The following is a 20,987-nucleotide window of genomic DNA, read 5'->3' on the forward strand; positions in this document are numbered from 1 at the left end:
AAGGAACGTTCCATTCAGGTCACCGGGGAACATCAGGAACATGTGGCCGTCCCGGCTGCCGAAGGCCACCGGCCCGTCCAGGAACGTGCGGCCGTCCCCGCCGAAGGGCACCGGCCCGTCCAGGAACGTGCCGGTCTGGCCGGCGAGGAGCACCTGCCCGGCACCGAGCGTGCGGCCCTGGTCGTCGTCGACCTGCAGAACGACTTCTGTACCGGCCCCACCGCCCGTGCCCGTTACGCCGGTGACCCGGCGGCTCTGGAAACAGTCGCGGCCAACACGGCCAGAGCCCTCGCATCGGCGCGAGCCCGCGGCATGGACGTGGTGTTCGTCCGGTTCGTCGGTGACGCCGAGCATCAGGGGCCGAGCTGGCGGCGGCGCGACCTCGCCCAGGGCAAACCCCTCAAGTGCCTCGAAGGCACCTGGGGTGCGCAGTTCCACAAGGTCGAGCCCGCGCCCGGGGAGCCGGTCTTCACCAAGTGGGCCTGCTTCGACGCCTTCCTCAGCGAGGGCTTCGAACGGCACCTGCGCGGGCGCGGCATCGTCCGTCTGGTGTTCGCCGGCCTGTACACCGACGTCTGCGTGGACTCCACCGCACGCACCGCCTTCCAGAAGGGCTTCCACATCACGGTGCTGACCGACTGCACCGCCAGCCGCTACCTGCCCGACTCGGAGATCCTGCGCTTCATGGCCGCCCTCTACGGCGCCCATCTCACCTCCCACGACGTCCCTGGCTCGTGGATCCCGGAACAGGAGACCGCCGCGGTGTCAGCGGCCGGTCGACCGGCCCGAGAGGAGAGCACGTGCCGGACAACCGACAGCTCCAGATCGACACCGGCGTCGGCCTGACCGCGCTCATGGTCGCCGCCGCGCGGGCGATCGAGACCCACCGCCCCGACTCCCTGGCCGCCGACCCCTACGCCGAGCACTTCGTCCGCGCCTCGGCCGCCTCGGCCGCCTGGCCGACCCGTCCGCAGGACGTGCCCGGCGGCGACGCCAACCCTCTCTGGGGCAGGCTCGGCCGGTACTTCGGTCTGCGTACCCGGGTCCTCGACGACTTCCTGCTGCGCGCGGCCAAGGGGGGCATCCGGCAGGTCGTCCTGCTCGGTGCGGGGCTCGACACCCGGGCTCTGCGGCTCGCCTGGCCTCGGGGGCAGGTCGTGTACGAGATCGACCGGCCCGGTGTGCTGGCGTTCAAGGAGCACGTGCTCGACTCGCTCGCCGTCGAGCCGTCCTCCCCGGGCCGGGGCGTCCCGGCGGCACGGCGTCGGGTGGTCGCGGCCGACGTGGGCGACGACTGGGCCGGCGCGCTGCTGGCCGCGGGTTTCGACGCGAGCACACCGACCGCTTGGCTGGCCGAGGGGCTTCTGCTCTACCTGGATCCAGCGGTCGAACGCCGGCTCCAGCGGACCATCGACGTCCTGAGTGCCGAAGGAAGCGTCCTGGCGTTCGAGGCCAAGCTCGGGCTGGGGTCGCCGGCGGTCCGCGCCAACCCGGTCTACGCCTCGACCAAGGCACAGATCGGCGTGGATCTGCTCGCGTTGTTCGACAGGAAGCCGCGTCCCGACTCCATCGGGCTGCTGAGGGGGCGCGGCTGGTCCACCACCGTCCGTACGCCCTTCGACTTCACCCGTCAGCACGGTCGAGGTCCCCTTCCCGAACCGGACGACGCCTTGGCCACCAACCGCTGGGTGTTCGCCGACAAACCACGACAAAGTCACGTCTTGGGCGTCTCGGTACCCACGTTCCGCGACTGCTGACGGCCGGCTCCCGGGCCAGCCGCAAACAGACGGCGAGACTCCCTTGGCTGCCCCGACCGGTGGCGACCGCGAACGGTCGGAGAGCGGGGCGGCCCAGGTGGCGGGGCCGCGAATGGTGCCATGCGTGGCTGTCGGGGCTCTGGTCCGGCTCGGGGGCGGGGCTTGGGGGTTGGTGTCTGGGGGCGGTTGATGGTCGGGGTGGTTCTCAGGTGGTGGGAGCGTGTTCTCGTGCTGAGATCAGGATGTCCAGGATTGCGAGGGTTTCGGCCCATGGCACTGGGTTCGGGGCGCCGTCCACCATGCTGAGGAACGCCTCCATTGTCCGCACGTATCCCAGGTTGTGGACGGGGTCGGGGCCGCTTTCGATCACGATCGACTCGCTGCCGTGCCGGCCGTGGAGGGTCACCGTGTAGGCGTTGTCGTCCGAGACGCCCAGGATTTCGACCGTTCCGACTATTCCGTTCGCCCACTGCAGTGCCAGGACGCCGGTGTCCTCGGAGCTGAGTGTCCGGTAGTGGCGCCTGGTTCCGGCTGCCCCGACCAGGCGTACGTCCGGGCCCAGCAGGGCGACCAGCGGCTCGACGCCGTGGATGCCCATGGTCACGATCGTCCCGCCGCCCTCGCCGGGCGTGTCCTGCCAGGCGTTGTAGCCGTCGGCCCACTGGCCCACGTCGTGCCGGACCGTCGCCCGTACCGACAGCACGTCCTGCACGTCGGCGCGGACCTCGGCGAAGGCGGGCGCGAAACGCAGCACCGAGCCCGACATCACCCGATCGTGCACCGGCAGCCGGCGCAGGGCGTCGAGCTGCTTTCTGGTCGCGGCGGCGGGCTTGTTCACGAAACACGGCACGCCGGTCTCCAGCACCCGGCCGAGGGCGGCGGGCACGTCCGGGTTGGGCAGCGTCAGCACGACGCCGTCCGGGTTTCCCGCCAGCAACTCGTCGAGGTCGCCCGCCACCTTCGCCCCGGGATGCTCCTCGGTGAAGCGCCGCAGCCGCTCGGCGTCGGGTTCCCAGACGGACAGCTCGGCGTGGTGGGCGAGGGTGCGGGCGTCGGTGTACGGATGGCTGGTGGCCAGCCCGGCGAGCGCGATGCGCACAGGTTTACTCCAAGTGGGCGATATTTCAGGAAATGATCCACATCATGTCAGGACCGCGGGAACCGCTCCGGGCCCTCCGAAGCTGGATTCCGGGCACGAGCCCATTCCAGGGGCACCAGGGCAATCCCCGTTCCTGGCCGCCAGGAGCGACGCCATCTCCGGAGCACACAGGCAGCCCCACTGCCGCTCTCCAGAACCGAAGCCGTTGCTGGAGCGCAAGGGCACTCCCCTTCCCGGTCCCCAGGGTCGAAGTCGTTCCTGGAGCACACGGCCACTCCCCCTCCTGGTCCCCAGGGTCGAAGCCGTTCCTGGAGGGCACGGGCACCCCACTCCCGGTCCCCAGGAGCGGAAGGTGCGCCCCGGGCTTCGGTTCGGGAGCGGTCGTGGAGAGGCGGGCCAGGGGCGTGTAGCCGGACCGGGCCGTAGCTTGTGGTTTCCGGGCGTGGTGGATGGGCTGCTCGGCGTGGACGGGTAGTTGTGGGCGGCCGTCCTGGTGTCCGGTCCGAGTGTCAGCGTCCTGAGCGAGGTGGTCGTGTTGCGGCCATGAGGGCCGTGGCCCCCCGGCGGAAAACTCGGTGGACCGAAGGGCCGGTCACTGCGAGCATGGCCGGTGATGTACCGAGCGTAGGAACACGTCGATCACCGGCAGGGGGACGGCCCAGGAGCCGTCGCTCCCTTGTCGGCAGCTCTCGGACTCTTTCCTCAGACGATCGACGTGCGGGCGCCCGAGCGCGCCCGGAGAAGGGCTTTCCATGGACATCCATGAGTACGCCAGGTACGACGCCACCGGCCTCCGCGACCTGATCAGGACGGGCGAGGCCGACGCCGGCGAGGTCGAGACGGCGGCCCGCCAGGCGCTGGCGCAGGTTGACGAACACGTGAACGGGCTGGCGCTGCCGGTGTTCACGCCGGCGCTCGGCCGCGCGACGGACGGCCCCTTCGCGGGGGTGCCGTTCCTCATCAAGGATCACGGGCCGGTGGCCGAAGGGGTGCCGTTCACGCTGGGCAGCCGGGCCTATCCCGGCGTCCTCGCCCGGCGCGACACCGACCTGATGACGCGGTTCCGCGCCGCCGGTCTGGTCACGCTGGGCCTGACCACGGTGCCCGAGCTGTGCGTCAGCTTCACCACCGAGCCCGTGCGCTACGGGCCCGTACGCAACCCCTGGGACCTCGGCCGCACCGCGGGCGGGTCGAGCGGCGGCGCCGCGGCGCTGGTGGCGGCCGGGGCCGTTCCGGTCGCGCACGCCAGCGACGGCGCGGGCTCGACCCGGATCCCGGCCGCCTGCTGCGGGCTGGTCGGGCTCAAGCTGAGCCGGGGGCGCGGCCCCTGCGGCCCGGACGCCGGCGAGCTGGTGCTCGGCATGGCGGACGAGTTCGTGCTCACGCGTACGGTCCGCGACGCCGCGGGCCTGCTGGACGCGGTCCACGGGCCGGGCGTCGGCGACAAGTACACCGCCCCTCCGCCCCGCGGGTCGTACACGCGGGAGCTCGTGACGGAGCCGGGCCGGTTGCGGGTCGCGCTGACCACCACCTCCTGGATGGGCACGGACGTGGACCCGGAGGTCGCCGCGGCGGCGGTCGCGACGGCCCGCGTGCTGGAGCAGGCGGGGCACGTCGTGGAGGAGGCGAGCCCGGCGGTCGACCGGGAGGACGCCATGAGGGCGTGGATCATCGAGGCCGTCGGGGTCGCCTCCCCGTGCCTGCTCGCGCCGCGGCTGCCCGACGAGGCCAGGATGGAGGCGGTCTCGCGGGAGTTCCTGAAGGCGGCCAGGCAGGCCACCGCGCTGGACATGCTGGCGGCCTTCGACGCCCAGAACCGCGTCACCCGGTCGGCGGCGGCCTTCTTCACCGGGTACGACCTGCTCGTCACGCCCACCCTGGGCCGTCTGCCGGTGCCGCACGGCACGTTGCGGTACGACGATCCCGGCCAGACGCTGCGGGGATGGCTGGAGACGTTGTCCGGGTTCGGGCCGTTCACGCAGTTGTTCAACACCACCGGGCAGCCGGCGATCAGCCTGCCGCTGGGGCGGAGCGCCGGCGGGCTGCCCGTCGGCGTGCAGCTCGCCGCCGCGTACGGGCGCGAGGACCTGCTGTTCCAGGTTGCCGCCTACCTGGAACGGGCGATGCCGTGGCGGGACCGGGTTCCGCCGATCTTCGCGGGCGGCCTGTCAGGGTGATCGGGAGGCGGCCGCTCTGAAGCGGCGGGTGAGGGAGGCTCGGCTTCGAGCGGGGGACATGGTCATACCCGGTCGAGGTCGTGGCCGCCCTTGCGGCCGGTTCAGGGCGGTCGCGCCATCGCGAGCCGACTGTGGGTGCCCGCGGACGGGCGCGTCGCGTGAACTCGATCGCCGGCTCGTGTGAAAGACGGGCGACACTACTTCCTTGCAAAGGCTCAACCACATGCCGCCCAGTACGACTCTGTCCGACGCCGCCCTGATCGAACGGTCGTGGCGAGATCCCGAGGACTTCGCCTTGCTGTTCGACCGGCACGCAGGACACATCCACCGTTATGTGGCCCGCCGGCTCGGCGACGACACGGCCGACGACGTCGTCTCCGAGACGTTCCTCGCGGCGTTCAGGCGGCGCCGGGACTACGACACCGCCCGTCCGGAGGCCCTGCCCTGGTTGTACGGCTTCGCGACCAATTTCGTCCGCCGGCACCAGCGGGCCGAGGTCCATCGCTACAAGGCGTACGCGAAGGTGGGCGCGCTGCCGGACGCGGACGACGCCGCGGAGCAGGCACTTGAGCGAGCCAGCGCGCAGGCCGTGCGCCGCCCGCTCGCCAGGGCGCTGGCCTCGCTGAAGGCCCGCGACCGTGACGTGCTCTTACTCGTGGCCTGGGCCGACCTCACCTACGAGGAGGTGGCCAACGCCCTGTCCATCCCGATCGGAACGGTTCGTTCCCGCCTCAGCCGCGCGCGGGCCATCGTCCGCGACGCCCTCGGCAGCACCGACCCCACGATGGAGCAGACCTCATGAACGACCGGACCGAGCTGACCGAGCTGCGTGACCTGTTCGCCGGCAAGCCGTACCCGACGGCGGATCGCCTCGCCCCCGCCCGTGCCGCGCTCCTGGCCGAAGCCCGTACCAAGCGCCGGCTCCGGCTCCGGGCGGCCCGGCTGCGGCGGCTGGTGCCGGCGGCGGGCCTGGCCGCGGCGATGGCCGCGGGGGTGATCGTCGTCCAGACGGTCAACTCCTCCGCGCCCGCGAACGCCGCCGAGGTGCTGCTCCTGGCGGCCGAGGCCGCGACCGCCGCGCCCTGGCCGCAACCCCGCGACGACCAGTACCTCCACTACGAGCGCATCGCGGTGGCACGCAGCGAGAAGGGGGTCCGCAACGTCGTTCCGCGCCACAACACAGGCGAGGTCTGGCAGTCGGTCGACGGGTCCCGCACAGGGCTCCACTGGCACAAGCCGGCGATGACCGTCCCCCGAGGGGGCGAGTACAAGGAGCTCCTGATCCGGTGCCCCGAACGCGGCGTCAGGCGTCTCACCTACGCCGACCTCCGCGACTGGCCGGTCGACCGGGAGCAGCTGCGGCGCAAGCTGGCCGAACGCGGTAACGAGATGCTCCCCGGCAAGGACACGGCGACCCGGATCTGGTACGGCGTGAGCTCCGTCCTCGGCAGCCCGGTCCCGCCCGCGCAGCAGGCGGCCATCTTCGAGATCGCCGCGACCCTGCCGGGCATCGAGATGGAGGAGCTCAAGGACGCCACCGGCAAGCCGGGCATCGCGGTGACCCGGGTGGACGATCTGGGGCCCGGGGGTACCGTCTCGCGGGAATCCCTGATCTTCGACAAGGCCTCCTACGTCCTGCTGGGCGGGCAGGACTTCGTGCCGGGGCAGGGGCGTGAAGTGTGGTCCGTCAGCCGCCCGCAGGTCATCGACGCCCTCCCGGCCTGGTCCAAGTCGGTGACGCGGAAGGCCTGCGCCTGAGCCGCGCCCGGCGGACCACGGACGGACCGCAGGGCGCGACCGCCTGGCGGCGGGCCCAGTGGACCGGTTGCGGAGTACTCCCGGGGTCGTAGCCGGCCGTCCACTGATCCCCCGGCGGTAGCGGCAGGTCACTCCGCCGGCAGGACGCCACCGGACGGCGGCGCGACCATCATGGCGGGCATGAGATCAGCAGTGAGTGAGCGGGAGAGGTCGGAGGTCCTGGATTCCGCGCTGGACGCCGTGCGTCGCGCGGGGGTGCCGGGCGTGTACGCCGAGGTGCGCGACGCCGGCCGGGTGTGGCGGGGCGCCGCCGGGGTGGCCGACGTGGAGAGCGGACGTCCCGTCGAGGCCGGGATGGTGCAACGTGTGGGCAGCATCACCAAGACCTTCGTCGCGGCGGCCGTCCTGCAGCAGGCCGAGCGGGGCGACCTGCAGCTGGACGCGCCGATCGGCCGCTACCTGCCCCGGCTGGTGCCGGGCGGACGGGGGCAGCGGATCACCGTCCGGATGCTGCTCAACCACACCAGCGGCATCGCCGACTATCTCCCGGCCGCGTTCCCGTCGCTGGGCGGATTCCCCTCCCTTCCGCACGTCTCGCCGGAGAGCCTGGACGGCAACCGGTTCACGTACTTCCCGCCGGCCGAGCTGATCAGGATGGGGCTCGCGGCGCCCCCGACCGGCGAGCCCGGCGGCTCTCCCGGCGTCTACTCCAACACCAACTACATGATCCTCGGCCGGCTCCTGGAGCACGTGACCGGCACCACGGCCGAGGGGTACGTCACCCGGCACGTCATCGAACGCGCCGGGCTGCGGAACACCGCCTTCCCCGGCGGGCCGAGGATCGAGGAACCGCACCCGCGGATCTACGAGTCGTTCTTCGGCATGATCGACCCGCCCCGCGACTACAGCGTGTACGACATGTCCTGGGTGCGGACGGCGGCCTCCCTGGTGTCCACCATGGAGGACCTCAACACCTTCTACGGCCTGCTGCTCGGCGGCGAGATCGTCGGCCTGTCCCTCCTGGCGGAGATGCACCGCACGGTCCCGGTCCGCGCCCACACCGGGGAGATGCTCGACTACGGCCTCGGCCTGCAGAGGGTCGAGATCCCGGGGGGCCGGCGTCTGCTGGGGCCACGGCGGCACGGTCTGGGGAGCCACGACGTTGTCGCTGACCCGCGACGACGGCAGGCGGCAGATGTCCATCACGACGAACCTCGCGAGATGGAACAGGCCGGACTCCTCGGGCAGGCCCCAGCCCCATCCGATCGACGCCGCCCTGGCCGCCTTCGGCCGGCAGGTCATGGGTCCTCGCAAGAGCCGCAGCCGTGCGTGAATTTTTCATCGGCGTGCCCGCCTTTACAACGTAGATTTATTCCGTCAGGGCCGATCGCGGACGACCCGGGTGCCGGCCAGGCGGTCGCGCAGGGTGCGCCCCGCCGGGTCCGGCACCGCCCACAGGCCGTCCACCAGCAGCACGATCAGCCCGAACTCCGGCAGGCAGACGAGCACGGGGAACACCAGCGCCCGGACGGCCGCCCGGCGCAAGCCCGGCCAGTGCCCCGTGGTGTCGCAGACGACGCGTAAACGCAGGAGCTGCTTGCCGAACGTCCGTCCGCTCAGGACGTACACGAACATGGCGGCGACGGCGAGCAGGGGCATCGGCTCGTCGAGGCGCAGCCAGTTCCGCAGCCCGAAGTCCAGGCGGCTCCACCCCGGTTCGAGGGCGGCCAGGAAGGTCACGAAGAACCCGTAGTCGATCGCGAAGGCCACCGCCCGGCGACCGGTGAGCCCGTACGGGACGGGCCGCCCGCCGGTCCCGGTGGCCGCCAGAACCAGCAGGGCGGACAGCAGGAGGGCCGACTCGTAGGGTCCGTACGCGTTCGCCACGGCCGCGAACCAGTCGTTGGTCAGCACGGGGACGGTCGAGCAGCCGTCCGCGGCGGTGTGGAACGGGCTGAGCGGCCCGGCGACCGCGAGCAGGGTGAGCAGGCCGGCCACGCGGCGGCCGATCAGGGCTTGGTCGCGGGTGCCGGCCGACATGAGCCATCCCGCCAGAACGGTGATCGCGGGCACTCCCCACCGCAGGGCCGAGTAGGCCAGGCCGTAGGCGTCCGCCAGCGGAGGGGAGACCAGGTCCGCGAGTTCGTGGCCGTGGGCGGGGAAGGCGGCCACGCAGCCGTGCAGGGTGTACTCGCCGTCCTCGGGGTGGTGGAGGTCCCACGTGGGGTAAGCGGCGGCGGCCAGGGCGGCCAGCCAGGCGAGCAGGGTCGATCGCGACACGAATGATCTCCGTTTTTCGCGACACCCTAACGCTGACGTTCCGGATCGCTCGCGCGGTGGGGGCGCGGGATGGTCGCGGATGGGGCGGGGGTGCTCGTGGAGTGCTCGCGGGGTGGTCGCGGGTGGGGCGGGGGTTGCTCGCGGGGTGGTCGCGGATGGTTCGCGATCGGGTCACGGGGACGGCCTGGCGGCCGTTCGTCGGCTAGCGTCACCGGCATGCCCCTCGCCTCGATTCCCAGCCCTTCCCAAGGGGTCTGGCATCTCGGATTCGTCCCGATCCGGGCCTACGCGTTGTGCTTCATCGTCGCCATCGGGTTCGGCATTTGGCTGAGCGAGCGGCGCTGGCGGGCCCGGGGCGGCGAGCGGGGCACGATCGGCGACATCGCGATGCCCGCGGTGATCCTCGGGCTGGTCGGCGGCCGTCTCTACCACGTCCTCGTGGACTGGCAGACCTACTTCGGCCCGCGCGCGATCAAGGAGCCGTACCAGGCGCTGTTCGTCTGGGAGGGCGGGCTCGGCATCTGGGGCGCGGTCGCCCTGGGCGGCGTGGGCGTGTGGCTGGCCTGCCGCCGCCGGGGGCTGCCGCTCGGGCCGGTGGCCGATGCGATCGCGCCCGGCATCGCGTTCGGGCAGGCCATCGCCCGGTGGGGCAACTGGTTCAACCAGGAGCTGTACGGCAGCCCGACCACCCTGCCGTGGGGCCTGGAGATCGACCAGGCGCGCGGCGGCCTGCCGGGCACGCTCTACCACCCGACGTTCCTGTACGAGTCCCTGTGGGACGTGGCGCTCGGCTTCGCGCTGATCCTGGCCGGCCGGCGGCTGAGGCCGGGCCGCGGCCGGCTGTTCGCCCTCTACGTCGCCGGTTACACCGCCGGACGGTTCTGGATCGAGGGGTTGCGGATCGACCCGGTCGGCGGCGTGGACCACGCGGTGACGCTCCTGGGCCTGCGCATCAACCAGTGGACCTCGATCGTGCTGTTCGCCGGCGCGCTGGTCTTCCTCTGGGCGACTCGCCGCAAGGAGGCCGAACCGGCCCTGGAGCACAGCCGCTGACGGCCGGGACGGCGTCAGCCGGTCGGGGCGCCCAGCAGTCGTCGCAGGTCGGCGACGGGCTGGACCCCGGAGACCGGCGGGCGGCCGTCGATCACCAGGCTGGGCACGCCGGTGACGCCGTGCTCGGCCGCGCGGCGCCGGTCGGCGCGCACCTGCTCGGCGTACTCGTCGCCGGCCAGGACGGCGCCCGCCTCGGCGTCGTCCAGCCCGGCCTGGCCGGCCAGGCGCCGCAGGACCTCCGGGTCGGCCACGTTGAGCCCTTCGGTGTGGTAGGCGTACAGCAGCGCCTCCAGCATCTCCTCGGCCCGGCCGCGGCCGGCGGCCAGCTTGACCAGCCGGTGGGCGTCGAAGGTGTTCACCGGCCTGGCCAGGTGCAGGTTCAGCTCCAGGCCCTCGGCCGCGCCCACCTCCCGGATGTGGGCGACGCGGGCCGGAGCCTGCTCGCCCCACCAGCCCGCCATGGCCTCGGCGGCGGTCGGGCCGGGGGTGCGGCCCTCGTCGGGCGCGAGTTCGTGGCTGCGCCAGACGATCTCGACGCCGTCGCGGGCGGGGTGCCCGGCCAGCGCGCGGGACAGGCGTCGCTTGCCGATGTAGCACCAGGGGCACAACACGTCGGCGTAGATCTCGAGCTTCATGAACGTCCTGTCCTGATCGGGGGAAGCGGTCGGGGGCCAGGACATCGTGCAATCTCAACCGCGCTTGAGGTCAACCCGGCGGCGGGAGGTCGCGCCGGGGATCCCGGCGCGACCTCGGTGAGGGAGGGGCTCAGCGGGTCGTGATCTCGCTGACGGACAGGTTGCCCCAGGTGTGGTTGGCGGCCTTGACGACCAGGCGCACCTGGGTGGTGGTGACCGGCGCGGGCAGCGGCACCGACCGGCGTTCGACCGTGGCGGTGTTGCTCGCCCAGCTGATCGCCGCGCCGGCCGTCCGGGTCACCCAGGCCGAGCCGTCCCAGGTCTGGACGTCGAGGGAGGTGATGCCCTGGCCCTGGCCGAAGTGGGTGGCCAGCACGACCTCGCCGACCGTCCTCGCGTTGGGGAAGGTGAGGGTGACGGTGCCCGGATAGGTGACGCCGGAGGACGGGCTGGCCCAGGTCGTGTAGTCCCAGCCGTCGGTGAGGGCGGCGGGGGTGGTGCTCTGGCCGTTGCCGAAGGAGGTGGTCACCGTCGCGGCCGGCTCGGACAGGCCCGCGCCCGCGGTCCGCTGGACGGCGCCGAGGTCGGGCATGCCCGAGGGCAGGGCCGTGCCGGAGACGTCGCGGCCGCCGTCGGAGGCGATCTCCAGGCCCTGCCGCAGGACCGGGGAGGACGCCGTCGGGAGGTAGCCGGACAGGTCGGCCGGCGTGGTGGCGGCGCCGGGAGCGGTCAGCAGCGGGTTGCCGGACAGGGCCGCCCGGTCGCCGCCGGGGACCGGCCCGGAGTAGTAGAGGTTGCGGTCGTACTGCACGGCGCCGCCGTCGTTGTAGGGCAGGTTGGCGCCGTTGTGGATGACGTTGTTGCGCAGCCGGATGTTGCTCACCGAGCTGCTCCACACCTTCACCAGGCTGAACGAGGCCCGGTCCGGATGGTTCTGGATGAACGGCGTCAGCGGCACCCAGACGGTGTTGTTGTAGGCGTCGATGTTCCTGGTGTTGGCGGAGAAGGCGAAGACCTGGTTGGCGTCGTTCTGGCTGACGTTGTAGCGGATGGTCGCCTCGGCCGGTCCGGTGCCGGTCGAGACGGCGATGAAGAAGCCGCCCTCGTTGTCGTGGCTGAAGTTGTACTGGACCAGGCTGCGGTGGACGGAGGCGTCGGCGTCGAAGGCGTTGCCGTCGCTGGCCAGGCCCCAGTACTTCGTCCCGGACACCTCGTTGAACTGGACCACGGTGTCGTCGGCCCCGGCCCACCAGATGCCGACGTTGCCGTGGTTCTGCGCGGTCCTGGCGACCCGGTTGCGTTCGATGAGCGCGCCCTGGGCCTGCATGACGGTGATGCCGCCCGCCGAGATGTCGTGCACGTCGTTGCCGCGGACGACCACGCCCGTGCTCGGCGTCCAGGGCCGGTAGTCGGCGGCGGGGATGCCCATGAGGTCGCTCCACAGGGACGTCCAGCCTTCGCGCTGCATCCACTGCGACCAGGTGACGATCCCGTACGAGCGGGAGTCGGCGACCTCGTTGTCCTCGATGAGCAGGTCCTGGTAGTAGGTGGCGGTGTTCTTGCCCAGCGCGCTGACGATGATCCCGCCCGCCGACGGGTTGGAGGACTGCGATCCGGAGGTGGCGCCCTGGATGGCGTGCACGTAGTTGCCGCGCACGGTGATCCGGGGGACGGCGCCGAGGTCGGTCGCGGTGACCGCGATGCCGATGCGCGGCGTGCTCCCCGACCCGGTGTTGGTCACCTCGAAGCCGTCCAGGACGACGTCGTGCAGGTCGGCCAGCTTGACGGTCGCGTCCACGACGCCGCCGCCGGCGATGGACGGCCGGGCGCCGGCGCCGTAGGAGGTGAAGGTGACCGGGCTGCCGGCCGAGCCCGAGCCGCGCGGCGCGAGCCGGCCGGTCCACTGCCCGCCGGCCTTGAAGCGGACGGTGTCGCCGGGCTGGAACGTCTGGGCGTTGACCTTGTCCAGGGTCCGCCACGCGGTGGACGGGGAGTGCCCGTCGGCCGCGTCGTTCCCTGCGGGGTCGACGTAGTAGGAGGTGGCGGCGTAGGCCGGGGCAGGCGCGGCTGCGAAGGTCAGGACCAGCGCGGCGCACGGTAAGAGAACTCGGAACACGGCAACTCCTTGGGAGGTGACGGTCGGGCGCCCGAGTTACTAATTAATCAAGGTTTAATATCTTGCCTGAAGAGGGTCAGGTCAAGAGGGAGATCCACGTCGTAGAGAAGCTCGTCCACGTGGTTGAGCGCGTGCCGTACGGCGCCGAGCACGACGGCCTGGTCGGCGAGGGTGGAGATCTCCAGGGCGGGCGGTTCGAGGCAGAGCGGGTCCAGGTGGCGGCGCAGCGGCTCCATGAGCACGTCGCCCGAGCGCGAGACGCCGCCGCCCACCACCACCAGGTCGGGGTCCACGGTCAGCACGATGGCGGCGATGCCCTCGGCCAGGTCGTGCGCGTACTGCTCGACCGCCCACCGGGCGGCGGGGTCGCCCTCTCTGGCCGCGGCGAAGACCAGCCCGGCCACCTCCTCCGGCGCGGCGCCGGGGGCGAAGCGCGCCAGGTGGTCGGGCGCGCGGTGCCAGCCGACCAGGTGCAGCGCGCCGATCTCGCCCGCCATGCCGCGCCCGCCGCGGTGCAGCTCGCCGCGCACCAGGATGCCGGCGCCGGTGCGCACGCCCGACAGCACGAACACCACGTCGTCCACCTCGCGGGCCACGCCGGCCCACCGTTCGGCCAGGGCGGCGAGGTTGCAGTCGTTCTCCACCAGGACCCGGCAGGGGTAGTCGCGGCCCACCTCGGCGGCCAGGTCCAGGCCCGTCCACTCGGGCAGCCCCACGCACAGGCGGACCGTCCCGGACGGGCTCACCACGCCGGTGGTGCCCACGGCCACCGACAAGACCTGGTCGGCGGTGACGCCGGCCTCCCGCAGCGCGGCCGCCATCGTCGCGCGGACGGCGGCCAGCCGCTCGGCCCTGCCGTAGTCGGCCTGGACGCGGGTGAAGCCGAGCCCGACGGGCTCGCCCTCCAGGTCGGTCACCTGGGCGCGGACGCTGGAGGAGCCGATGTCGACGCCGACGACGTAGCCGGTCGTGGCCCGGAACCGGTAGAGGCGGGCCGGCCTGCCCATCTGGCCGGCCTCGGGGGCGACCTCCTCCAGCCATCCGTGCCCGTGCAGCTCCTCGACCAGGCCCTCCACGGTCGGCCTGGACAGCCCGGCGCGGCGGGCCAGGTCGGTGAGCGGGACGACGCCCGCCGCGCGGATCGCCCGCAGCGTCGCGATCATGTTGATCCGCCGCAAGCGATGTGCGTCGCTTCCTTGGAGCGCGACCTTCCGCATGGACCCCCCTTGACAGTGCTGCCTGGCGACCAATACAAACAGGGACTAATAAAAACAGCTTTAATTACTAAGTGGCAAACCGGAAGGACATCGATGTCGGAACCCGTCGTCACGCTCGCCGTCGCGGGCGCGGGGCTGCGGAGCACGCTGTACGCCCGCCGGGCCCTGACGACCGGCCGCGCGAGGATCGTGGCCGTCGCCGAGCCTGATGCGCGACGCCGCGCCGCCTTCGCCGCCGAGCACGGCATCGCACCCGGCAACGTCTTCGCCGACTGGGCCGACCTCGTCGCGGCGGGCCGGCTGGCCGACGCCATGATCATCGGCACCCAGGACCGGATGCACGCCGAGCCCGCGGTCGCCGCGGCCGACCTCGGCTACCACATCCTGCTGGAGAAGCCGATGGCCCCGACCGAGGAGGAGGCCGCGCGCATCACCGAGGCCGCCGAGCGCAACGGGGTCATCCTGGCCGTCTGCCACGTCATGCGGTACACCGACTACACGCGGGCCCTGAAGTCGCTCGTCGACCGGGGCGCCGTCGGCCAGATCATGAACATCCAGCACCTGGAGCAGGTCGGCTGGTGGCACCAGGCGCACTCCTTCGTCCGCGGGAACTGGCGCAACGAGGCGGAGTCGGCTCCGCTGCTGCTGGCCAAGGCCTGCCACGACCTCGACTGGATGGCCTACATCAAGGGCAGTCTGCCGCACCGGGTCTCCTCCTTCGGCGATCTCGTCTATTTCCGCCAGGAGCAGGCCCCGGCCGGCGCCACGGCCAACTGCCTCGACTGCCCGGTGGAGGCCGCCTGCCCGTACTCGGCCAAGCAGCTCTACCTGGGCTGCCTCGGCGACCCGGACAAGGAATGGTGGCCGCTGTCGGCGGTCACCGCCGACCACACGGAGCAGGGCGTGCTGACCGCGCTGCGCGAGGGCCCGTACGGCAGGTGCGTGTTCGCCTGCGACAACGACGTGGTCGACAGCCAGGTGGTGAACCTGGAGTTCGCCGACGGCGCCACCGCCTCGTTCACCGTCACCGCCTTCGCCGCCCTGGAGCACCGCAAGACCCGGATCTTCGGCACGCACGGCTCCATCGAGGGCGACGGCGTGCGCCTGCGCCTGCACGACTTCCTCACCGACCGGATCACCGAGATCGACACCCGGACCGGCGCCGGGGCCTCGATGGCCGGCGGCCACGGAGGCGGCGACGACGGCCTGATGGACGCCTTCCTCGACGCCGTGGCCTGCGGCGACCCGGCGATGATCCGTTCCAGCGGTCACGAGAGTTTGGCCACGCACCGCGTGGTCTGGGCGGCCGAGCGCGCCCGCCTGTCCGGCACGGTGATCACTCTCGCCGAGCCCTCCCCCCTTGAAAGGTGACAACCATGACCAACGTCCTCTCCCGGACGGCCGCGCTGGTGGCGGTCGGCGCGCTCGCGTTCGGTGTGACCGCGTGCGGCAACAAGAACAGCGGCGGCCCGGCCGGGCAGACCGGGCAGAAGTCCCTGGTCTACCGCTCCTCCTGGGGCGAGCAGGAGCCGCAGGCCAAGATCTTCAAGGCGATTCTGGACGACTTCGCCCAGCAGAACAACGTCAAGGTGGACGCGAAGTTCGTCGGCCGCAAGGGCACCGAGAACCTGCCCACCGAGATGGCCGCCGGCCAGGGCCCCGACCTGTTCGACGTCGCGACCGACAACCTGCCCGGCTGGCGGGCCCAGAACCTGAACGCCCCGCTGGACGACCTGCTCACCAAGCAGGTGCCCGGCGAGGGCAAGACCGTCGGCGACGTGCTGCCGGAGTCGGTCCGGCAGGCCGCCTCCGACGACAAGGGGCTGGGCTTCCTCCCGCACACCGTGATCTCCACCGCCGTCTGGTACGACGCCGCCAAGCGCCCCGAGCTGGCCGAGAACCCGCCGCGCAGCTGGGCGGACCTGATCGCGTTCCTCGACAAGGAGAAGGCCGCCGGCCGGACCGGCATCGGCCAGGACGGCACGATCCCGTTCTACAACGTCTACTGGTTCTACTCGGCCCTGGTCCGCGCCAACGGCGCCGGCAGCCTGCTGGCGCTGTCGAAGGACGCCGCCGCCTGGGACAAGCCCGAGGTGCTGGCCGCCGCCAAGCAGGTCGAGCAGCTCACCAAGGGCGGCTACTTCCAGAAGGACCACATGGCCACGAAGTACCCGGCCGCGCAGGACGACTGGGCGCAGGGCAACTCCGCCCTGAACATCAACGGCACCTGGCTGGCCAGCGAGGTCAAGACGAAGACCCCGGCCGGCGCCAAGATCCGCTCCTTCCAGCTCCCCGTCGGCGGCAAGAACTCCGTCGAGGTCGGCACGCTCGGCTGGGGCGTCAACGTCAAGGGCAAGAACGTCGAGACGGCCAAGGAGTTCCTGGCCTTCGCGCTGCAGAGCAAGCACCTGAGCCGCATCTCCACCGAGGCGCTCAACATCCCCTCCCGGCCCGACATCCCCGCCCCCGACTTCCTCGCCGACGTGCAAAAGGCGATCGCCGAGGCGCCCGCCGTGCACAAGACCTACGACACCCTGGCCGCCGACAAGGCCTACTGGGTCGACCTCCTGCTGCCCCTGGACGACCAGCTCCTGGCGGGCAAGATCGACGCCGCCGAGTTCGTCGCGCAGGGCAAGAAGAAGACCGCCGACTACCTCGCGAACAAGGGCTGACATGGCATACGGCTCCCTCGTTGCGGAGACGGCGCTCCCGTCGCGGGATCCGTACCGCGGCAAGATCCTGCGGCCGGCGCGGGAACGGGCCTTCTGGCCCTTCCTGCTGCCCGCGCTCGCGCTCTACACGCTGCTGTTCGTGCTGCCCTCCTTCTACGGCGTGTGGGTCAGCCTGTACCGCTGGGCCGGTCCCGGCGCCGAGATGGAGTGGCGCGGCCTGCGCAACTACCTGGCGCTGCTGCGCAACGACGCGTTCCTGCAGTCGTTCGCCAACACGTTCCTCCTGGCGGTGGCGGGCGGCGCGCTGGTCTTCGGGATCACGTTCCTGTCGATGATGGCGCTGCGCCACCTGAAGGGACGGGCCTTCATCCGGTCCGTCGTCTTCCTGCCGATGATCATCTCTGCGATCGCGGTCGGCGCCGCGGTCGGGTTCCTGCTCAACCCCGGCGGCGTCGTCAACCAGGTGCTGGGCTGGGCGGGCATCGACGGGCTCCCCTGGCTCGGCCCCGACCTGGTCTTCCGGTGCGTCATCGGCGGGCTGGTCTGGTCCTCCACCGGCTTCTACATCGCGCTGATGATGTCGGCCGTGGACGGCATCCCGCCCCACCTGTACGAGGACGCGGTGCTCGGCGGCGCGACCAAGTGGGAGCAGTTCCGCCACATCACGCTGCCGCTCACCTGGGACGTGTTCGCGGTCGCCGCCGTGTTGTGGGTGGTCAACAGCCTCAAGGTGTTCGAGATCGTGATCGCCTTCACCACCGGCGGCACGCCCGGCGCCCCGCCGCTGCAGGCCAGGACCGTGGCCGTGCAGCAGTACACGGTGATCACCGGGGGCGGCGTGCCCGAACTGGGGTCCGGCGCCGCGATGGGGGTGGTGGTGACCCTGATCACCATCGTGCTGATCGTCCTGGTGCGCCGCATCACCCGCCGAGAGAGCGTGGAGCTGTCATGACGACCGTCCCGGTGAGGCGTCCGCTGGCCCGGCTGCTGGGCGACCTGCTGGTGCCCCGGCTGACCGCCGTCGCCCTGTGGGCGTGGGTGGCCTTCAACCTGGCCCTGGTCGCCTGGGTCGGCCTGCAGTCGCTGAAGTCCTCCGGCGAGGTGTGGCTGCACCCGTTCGCGCTGCCCGACTCCCCCGCCTGGGAGAACTACGACTCGGCCTGGCAGGCCGGTCAGTTCTCGATCGCCGCGCTCAACAGCGTCGTGCTGACCGCGCTCGGCGCGTTCCTCATCGTCGCGATCGCGGCGCCCGCCGCCTACGCGCTGTCGCGGTCGTCGCGGCGGATCGCCGGGCCGATCACCGGGTTCTTCGCCGTCGGGCTGAGCATCCCGCTGCAGACCATGGCGATCCCGATCGTGGTGGCCAAGCTGTCGGTCTACACGTTCATGGAGGACTGGGTCACCGGCTGGTGGGACAACCGCATCACGCTGCTGGTGTTCGAGGTCGTCCTGTCGCTGCCGTTCGCGGTGTTCGTCCTGACCGGCTACTTCCGGTCGCTGCCCAGGGAGGTCGAGGAGGCCGCCGAGCTCGACGGCGCCGGGCCGCTGACGGCGTTCGTCCGCGTGATCGCGCCGCTGGCCCGGCCGGGCCTGACCACCGTGCTCGTGCTCAACGTGATCGGCCTGTGGAACTCCACCCTGCTGGTCCTGCTCATCACCCCGCTGCCCGAGGAGCGCACGCTGCCGGCGGCCCTGCTCAACCTGTACTCGACCATGCAGTACAGCTCCGACTGGGGCGGCCTGTTCGCCGGGATCGTGATCCTCATCTATCCGATGGTCATCCTCTACATCTGGCTCGGCCGGCGGGTCGTCGAAGGCATGACGGCCGGTATCGGCAAATGACCTGGAAAGGACGCCCGCTCTTGCGCGTCATCGTCACCGCTTTAACGCTGTTCGCCGGACTTCTGGCCGCCACCCCCGCGCAGGCCGCGACCGGCACCACCTACTACGTCGACGCCTCGGCCGGCGACGACGCCGCCGACGGGTCGAGCCCGGCCACCGCCTGGCAGAGCCTGGACAAGGCGAGCGGGCTGAGCCTCGGCCCCGGCGACCGGCTGCTGTTCCGGGCCGGGCAGCGCTGGACCGGCCGGCTCACCCTGAAGGGCGCGGGCAGGCCCGGCGCCCCGGCGACGGTCGGCTCCTACGGCCAGGGTGCCAAGCCGCTGATCGAGGGCGGCGGGCTCGACGGCGCCGCCGTCACGATCGCCGACGTGCACGACTTCGTCGTGGACGGCCTCCAGGTGACCAACGGCGACGGCCGGGCCGTCTACCGCACCGGCGTCAACCTGTACGCCAAGGACTCCGGCAGGCTGGCGAACGTCACCCTGCGCAACCTGGACATCCACGACGTGGACGGCGCCGGCGGCCACAGCGTCGCCACCGCCGGGCTGCTGATCTCGATCCGGGGCAACCGCACGCCGACCTGGTTCGACCGGCTGGTGGTCGAGAACAACGAGATCTCGAAGATCGGCTCCTACGGGATCATCATGTGGTCCACCTGGTCCCGGCGCAACGGCATGACCAGCCTCTACCCGGTCGAGACCGGCATCCCCGACAGCGAGGTGGTCACCTGGACGCCGAGCACGGGCGTCGTCATCCGCGGCAACCGCGTCCATGACGTGACCGGCGGCGGCATCACCCCGATGCACACCAAGGGCGCGCTGGTCGAGGGCAACAAGGTCGAGCGGGCGGTGACCGGCCGCACCAAGCCGACCGGCGGCAACGTCGGCATCTGGTGGCAGGGCAACGACGACCTCGTCGTCCAGCGCAACGAGGTCAGCGGCACCGGGTTCAACGGGCCGGGCTCCGACGGGCACGGCTTCGACTCCGACGCCGACAACAACCGCAGCATCGTGCAGTACAACTACAGCCACCACAACGACGGCGGGTTCTTCATCGCGGTGTCCTTCGCCGGCGCGCCCACCCGCGACACCGTGGTGCGCTACAACGTCAGCGAGAGCGACGGCTACGAGGTGTTCGGGCTGTCCACGGCCACCCACGGCACCGACATCCACCACAACACCGTCTACGCCGACGGCCGGGTGGTCGAGGTCAAGCCGCCGCTGGCCGGGGCCGGCCGGTATCCGCTGGGCAAGGTCGTGCGGATCTACAACGACGCGGCGGGCGTCACGGTGCGCGACAACGTGTTCCTCAACGCGGCCGGCGCCGGGTTCGACGGCAAGAACGGCGCGATCTACGACCACAACCTGTACTGGGGCACGCCGCAGCCGCCGACGGGGCCCGACCACAAGGCGATCGTGGCCGACCCCCGGCTGGCCTCGCCCGGCTCCGGCGGCCTGGCCGGTTACCGCCCGCTCGGCGGCTCGCCGGTGTCCGACGCGGGCGTGAGCGTGCCCGCCGTCTCCGACCTGGCCGGCACGCCCGTCCCGGACGCGGCGCCCGACCTCGGGGCGTACCAGCGGGCCGTCCCGCTCCCCGACGTGCGCAGCACGTTCACGCCCCAGGGCCACCTGGAGCGGCTGGCCGACCGCGACCCGGCCACCTTCTGGCAGAGCGGGCCCAAGCCGCGTTTCCCCGGCAACGTCGACCTGACCTACGCCGTGCCCCGCACGTTCAGCCGGGTCGAGGTCAGCGGCTCGCCGGACATCGTGTTCGATGTCCAGACCTCCGCGGACGGCCGTACCTGGCAGACCAGGGCGAGCGGCGCGAAGCAGGCGGTGACGCTGCCCGCGGAGGTCACCACGCGCCGGGTGCGGCTGGTCGTCACGGGCGAGGGCCGCTTCCGGATCGGCGAGGTGCGGCTGAGCGTGCCCGCCGCCACCGAGCCGTACCTGCCGCCCGGCGGCGTGCCGGTGGCCACCTCGTCGTTCGTGTCGGCGTCGGCGCTGGAGAACCTGATCGACGGCGACCCCGGCACGCCGTGGGCCTCGGCCTCGACCGGGGTGACCTTCCCCGGCGACATCACCGTCGACTACCGCACGCCGCGGGCCGTCTCCGAGGTCACCCTGCACACCGCCTGGGCCAAGGGCCAGGGCATCACGGACGTCTCGCTCCAGACCTGGGACGGCGACTCCTGGGTCACCCGGGTCGACCATCACCTCATCGACTGGCCGTCCAGCAGCGCCACCGTCGAGACCAGCACGATGCGGCTGCCCGCGCCGGTGTCCACCCAGAAGATCCGGCTGATCGTCCACAAGGCGAACCTCGAATGGGGCAACCTCGCCCTCTACGAGATCGTCACCCGCTGACCAGATCAGGAGAAT

The 20,987-nt window shown here is 71.9% G+C and carries 16 protein-coding genes and 1 pseudogene; 12 read left to right on the forward strand and 5 right to left on the reverse strand.

Annotation, left to right across the window (positions count from 1 at the left end; genetic code table 11):
• Window positions 1-42 precede the first annotated feature (42 nt).
• Both AB0J76_RS42065 and AB0J76_RS42070 read left to right on the forward strand, forming a co-directional pair.
• Window positions 43-846, forward strand: coding sequence for an isochorismatase family cysteine hydrolase (locus AB0J76_RS42065; RefSeq protein WP_364393025.1), 804 nt, complete (start codon window positions 43-45; stop codon window positions 844-846).
• Entirely contained in the window at window positions 801-1,757 is a 957-nt protein-coding gene (locus AB0J76_RS42070) for an SAM-dependent methyltransferase (RefSeq protein ID WP_352323998.1), read from the forward strand. The genes AB0J76_RS42065 and AB0J76_RS42070 overlap by 46 nt, the downstream gene beginning before the upstream one ends.
• 205 nt (window positions 1,758-1,962) lie before the next feature.
• Here the strand turns inward: AB0J76_RS42070 and AB0J76_RS42075 are convergent, their stop codons facing one another.
• Entirely contained in the window at window positions 1,963-2,856 is an 894-nt protein-coding gene (locus AB0J76_RS42075) for a Gfo/Idh/MocA family oxidoreductase (protein WP_352323999.1), read from the reverse strand.
• 752 nt (window positions 2,857-3,608) lie between these two features.
• Between AB0J76_RS42075 and AB0J76_RS42080 the strand changes: the two genes are divergently transcribed.
• The 4 genes and pseudogenes from AB0J76_RS42080 to AB0J76_RS42095 all read left to right on the forward strand — a co-directional run.
• Window positions 3,609-5,033, forward strand: coding sequence for an amidase family protein (locus AB0J76_RS42080; RefSeq protein ID WP_364393028.1), 1,425 nt, complete (start codon window positions 3,609-3,611; stop codon window positions 5,031-5,033).
• Between the two features lie 223 nt (window positions 5,034-5,256).
• A complete protein-coding gene (locus tag AB0J76_RS42085; RefSeq protein WP_352329530.1) occupies window positions 5,257-5,835 on the forward strand; it encodes an RNA polymerase sigma factor in 579 nt (192 codons plus the stop codon).
• Window positions 5,832-6,791, forward strand: coding sequence for a CU044_5270 family protein (locus AB0J76_RS42090; RefSeq protein WP_352329528.1), 960 nt, complete (start codon window positions 5,832-5,834; stop codon window positions 6,789-6,791). The genes AB0J76_RS42085 and AB0J76_RS42090 overlap by 4 nt, the downstream gene beginning before the upstream one ends.
• Window positions 6,792-6,971: 180 nt before the next feature.
• Window positions 6,972-7,856, forward strand: a pseudogene (locus AB0J76_RS42095) (serine hydrolase domain-containing protein); the annotation flags it as partial.
• Between the two features lie 312 nt (window positions 7,857-8,168).
• Here the strand turns inward: AB0J76_RS42095 and AB0J76_RS42100 are convergent.
• A complete protein-coding gene (locus AB0J76_RS42100; RefSeq protein WP_352329526.1) occupies window positions 8,169-9,071 on the reverse strand; it encodes an RDD family protein in 903 nt (300 codons plus the stop codon).
• Between the two features lie 216 nt (window positions 9,072-9,287).
• On the opposite strand from AB0J76_RS42100, the gene lgt reads away from it, so the two are divergent.
• Complete coding sequence (gene lgt / locus AB0J76_RS42105) at window positions 9,288-10,124, forward strand: prolipoprotein diacylglyceryl transferase (protein WP_352329524.1); 837 nt, start codon at window positions 9,288-9,290, stop codon at window positions 10,122-10,124.
• Between the two features lie 14 nt (window positions 10,125-10,138).
• Here the strand turns inward: lgt and AB0J76_RS42110 are convergent, their stop codons facing one another.
• From AB0J76_RS42110 to AB0J76_RS42120, 3 genes are all read right to left on the reverse strand, one after another.
• Window positions 10,139-10,759, reverse strand: a complete 621-nt coding sequence (locus AB0J76_RS42110) for a DsbA family oxidoreductase (protein ID WP_364393033.1) — start codon at window positions 10,757-10,759, stop codon at window positions 10,139-10,141.
• A 130-nt stretch (window positions 10,760-10,889) separates the two neighbouring features.
• Entirely contained in the window at window positions 10,890-12,875 is a 1,986-nt protein-coding gene (locus tag AB0J76_RS42115; RefSeq protein WP_352330726.1) for a right-handed parallel beta-helix repeat-containing protein, read from the reverse strand.
• Between the two features lie 47 nt (window positions 12,876-12,922).
• Window positions 12,923-14,053 (reverse strand): ROK family transcriptional regulator, encoded by a 1,131-nt coding sequence (locus AB0J76_RS42120; protein WP_364393036.1) that lies wholly within the window; start codon window positions 14,051-14,053, stop codon window positions 12,923-12,925.
• Between the two features lie 132 nt (window positions 14,054-14,185).
• Between AB0J76_RS42120 and AB0J76_RS42125 the strand changes: the two genes are divergently transcribed.
• From AB0J76_RS42125 to AB0J76_RS42145, 5 genes are read left to right on the forward strand one after another with little or no spacing between them, the layout of a single operon-like run.
• Window positions 14,186-15,463: a Gfo/Idh/MocA family oxidoreductase gene (locus AB0J76_RS42125; RefSeq protein WP_364393039.1), complete on the forward strand. Its 1,278-nt coding sequence runs from the start codon at window positions 14,186-14,188 to the stop codon at window positions 15,461-15,463.
• A gap of 5 nt (window positions 15,464-15,468) precedes the next feature.
• Window positions 15,469-16,764: an extracellular solute-binding protein gene (locus AB0J76_RS42130; RefSeq protein WP_352328249.1), complete on the forward strand. Its 1,296-nt coding sequence runs from the start codon at window positions 15,469-15,471 to the stop codon at window positions 16,762-16,764.
• Between the two features lies 1 nt (window position 16,765).
• Window positions 16,766-17,716 carry a sugar ABC transporter permease gene (locus tag AB0J76_RS42135; protein ID WP_352328248.1) on the forward strand — a complete coding sequence of 317 codons (951 nt, stop codon included), beginning with the start codon at window positions 16,766-16,768 and terminating at the stop codon, window positions 17,714-17,716.
• A complete protein-coding gene (locus AB0J76_RS42140; protein WP_352328247.1) occupies window positions 17,713-18,606 on the forward strand; it encodes a carbohydrate ABC transporter permease in 894 nt (297 codons plus the stop codon). The genes AB0J76_RS42135 and AB0J76_RS42140 overlap by 4 nt, the downstream gene beginning before the upstream one ends.
• A 20-nt stretch (window positions 18,607-18,626) precedes the next feature.
• Window positions 18,627-20,972 carry a discoidin domain-containing protein gene (locus tag AB0J76_RS42145; protein WP_352328246.1) on the forward strand — a complete coding sequence of 782 codons (2,346 nt, stop codon included), beginning with the start codon at window positions 18,627-18,629 and terminating at the stop codon, window positions 20,970-20,972.
• Window positions 20,973-20,987: the final 15 nt, after the last annotated feature.

The organism is Nonomuraea sp. NPDC049624, from assembly GCF_040675255.1.
In the GTDB taxonomy this organism is placed as follows: domain Bacteria; phylum Actinomycetota; class Actinomycetes; order Streptosporangiales; family Streptosporangiaceae; genus Nonomuraea.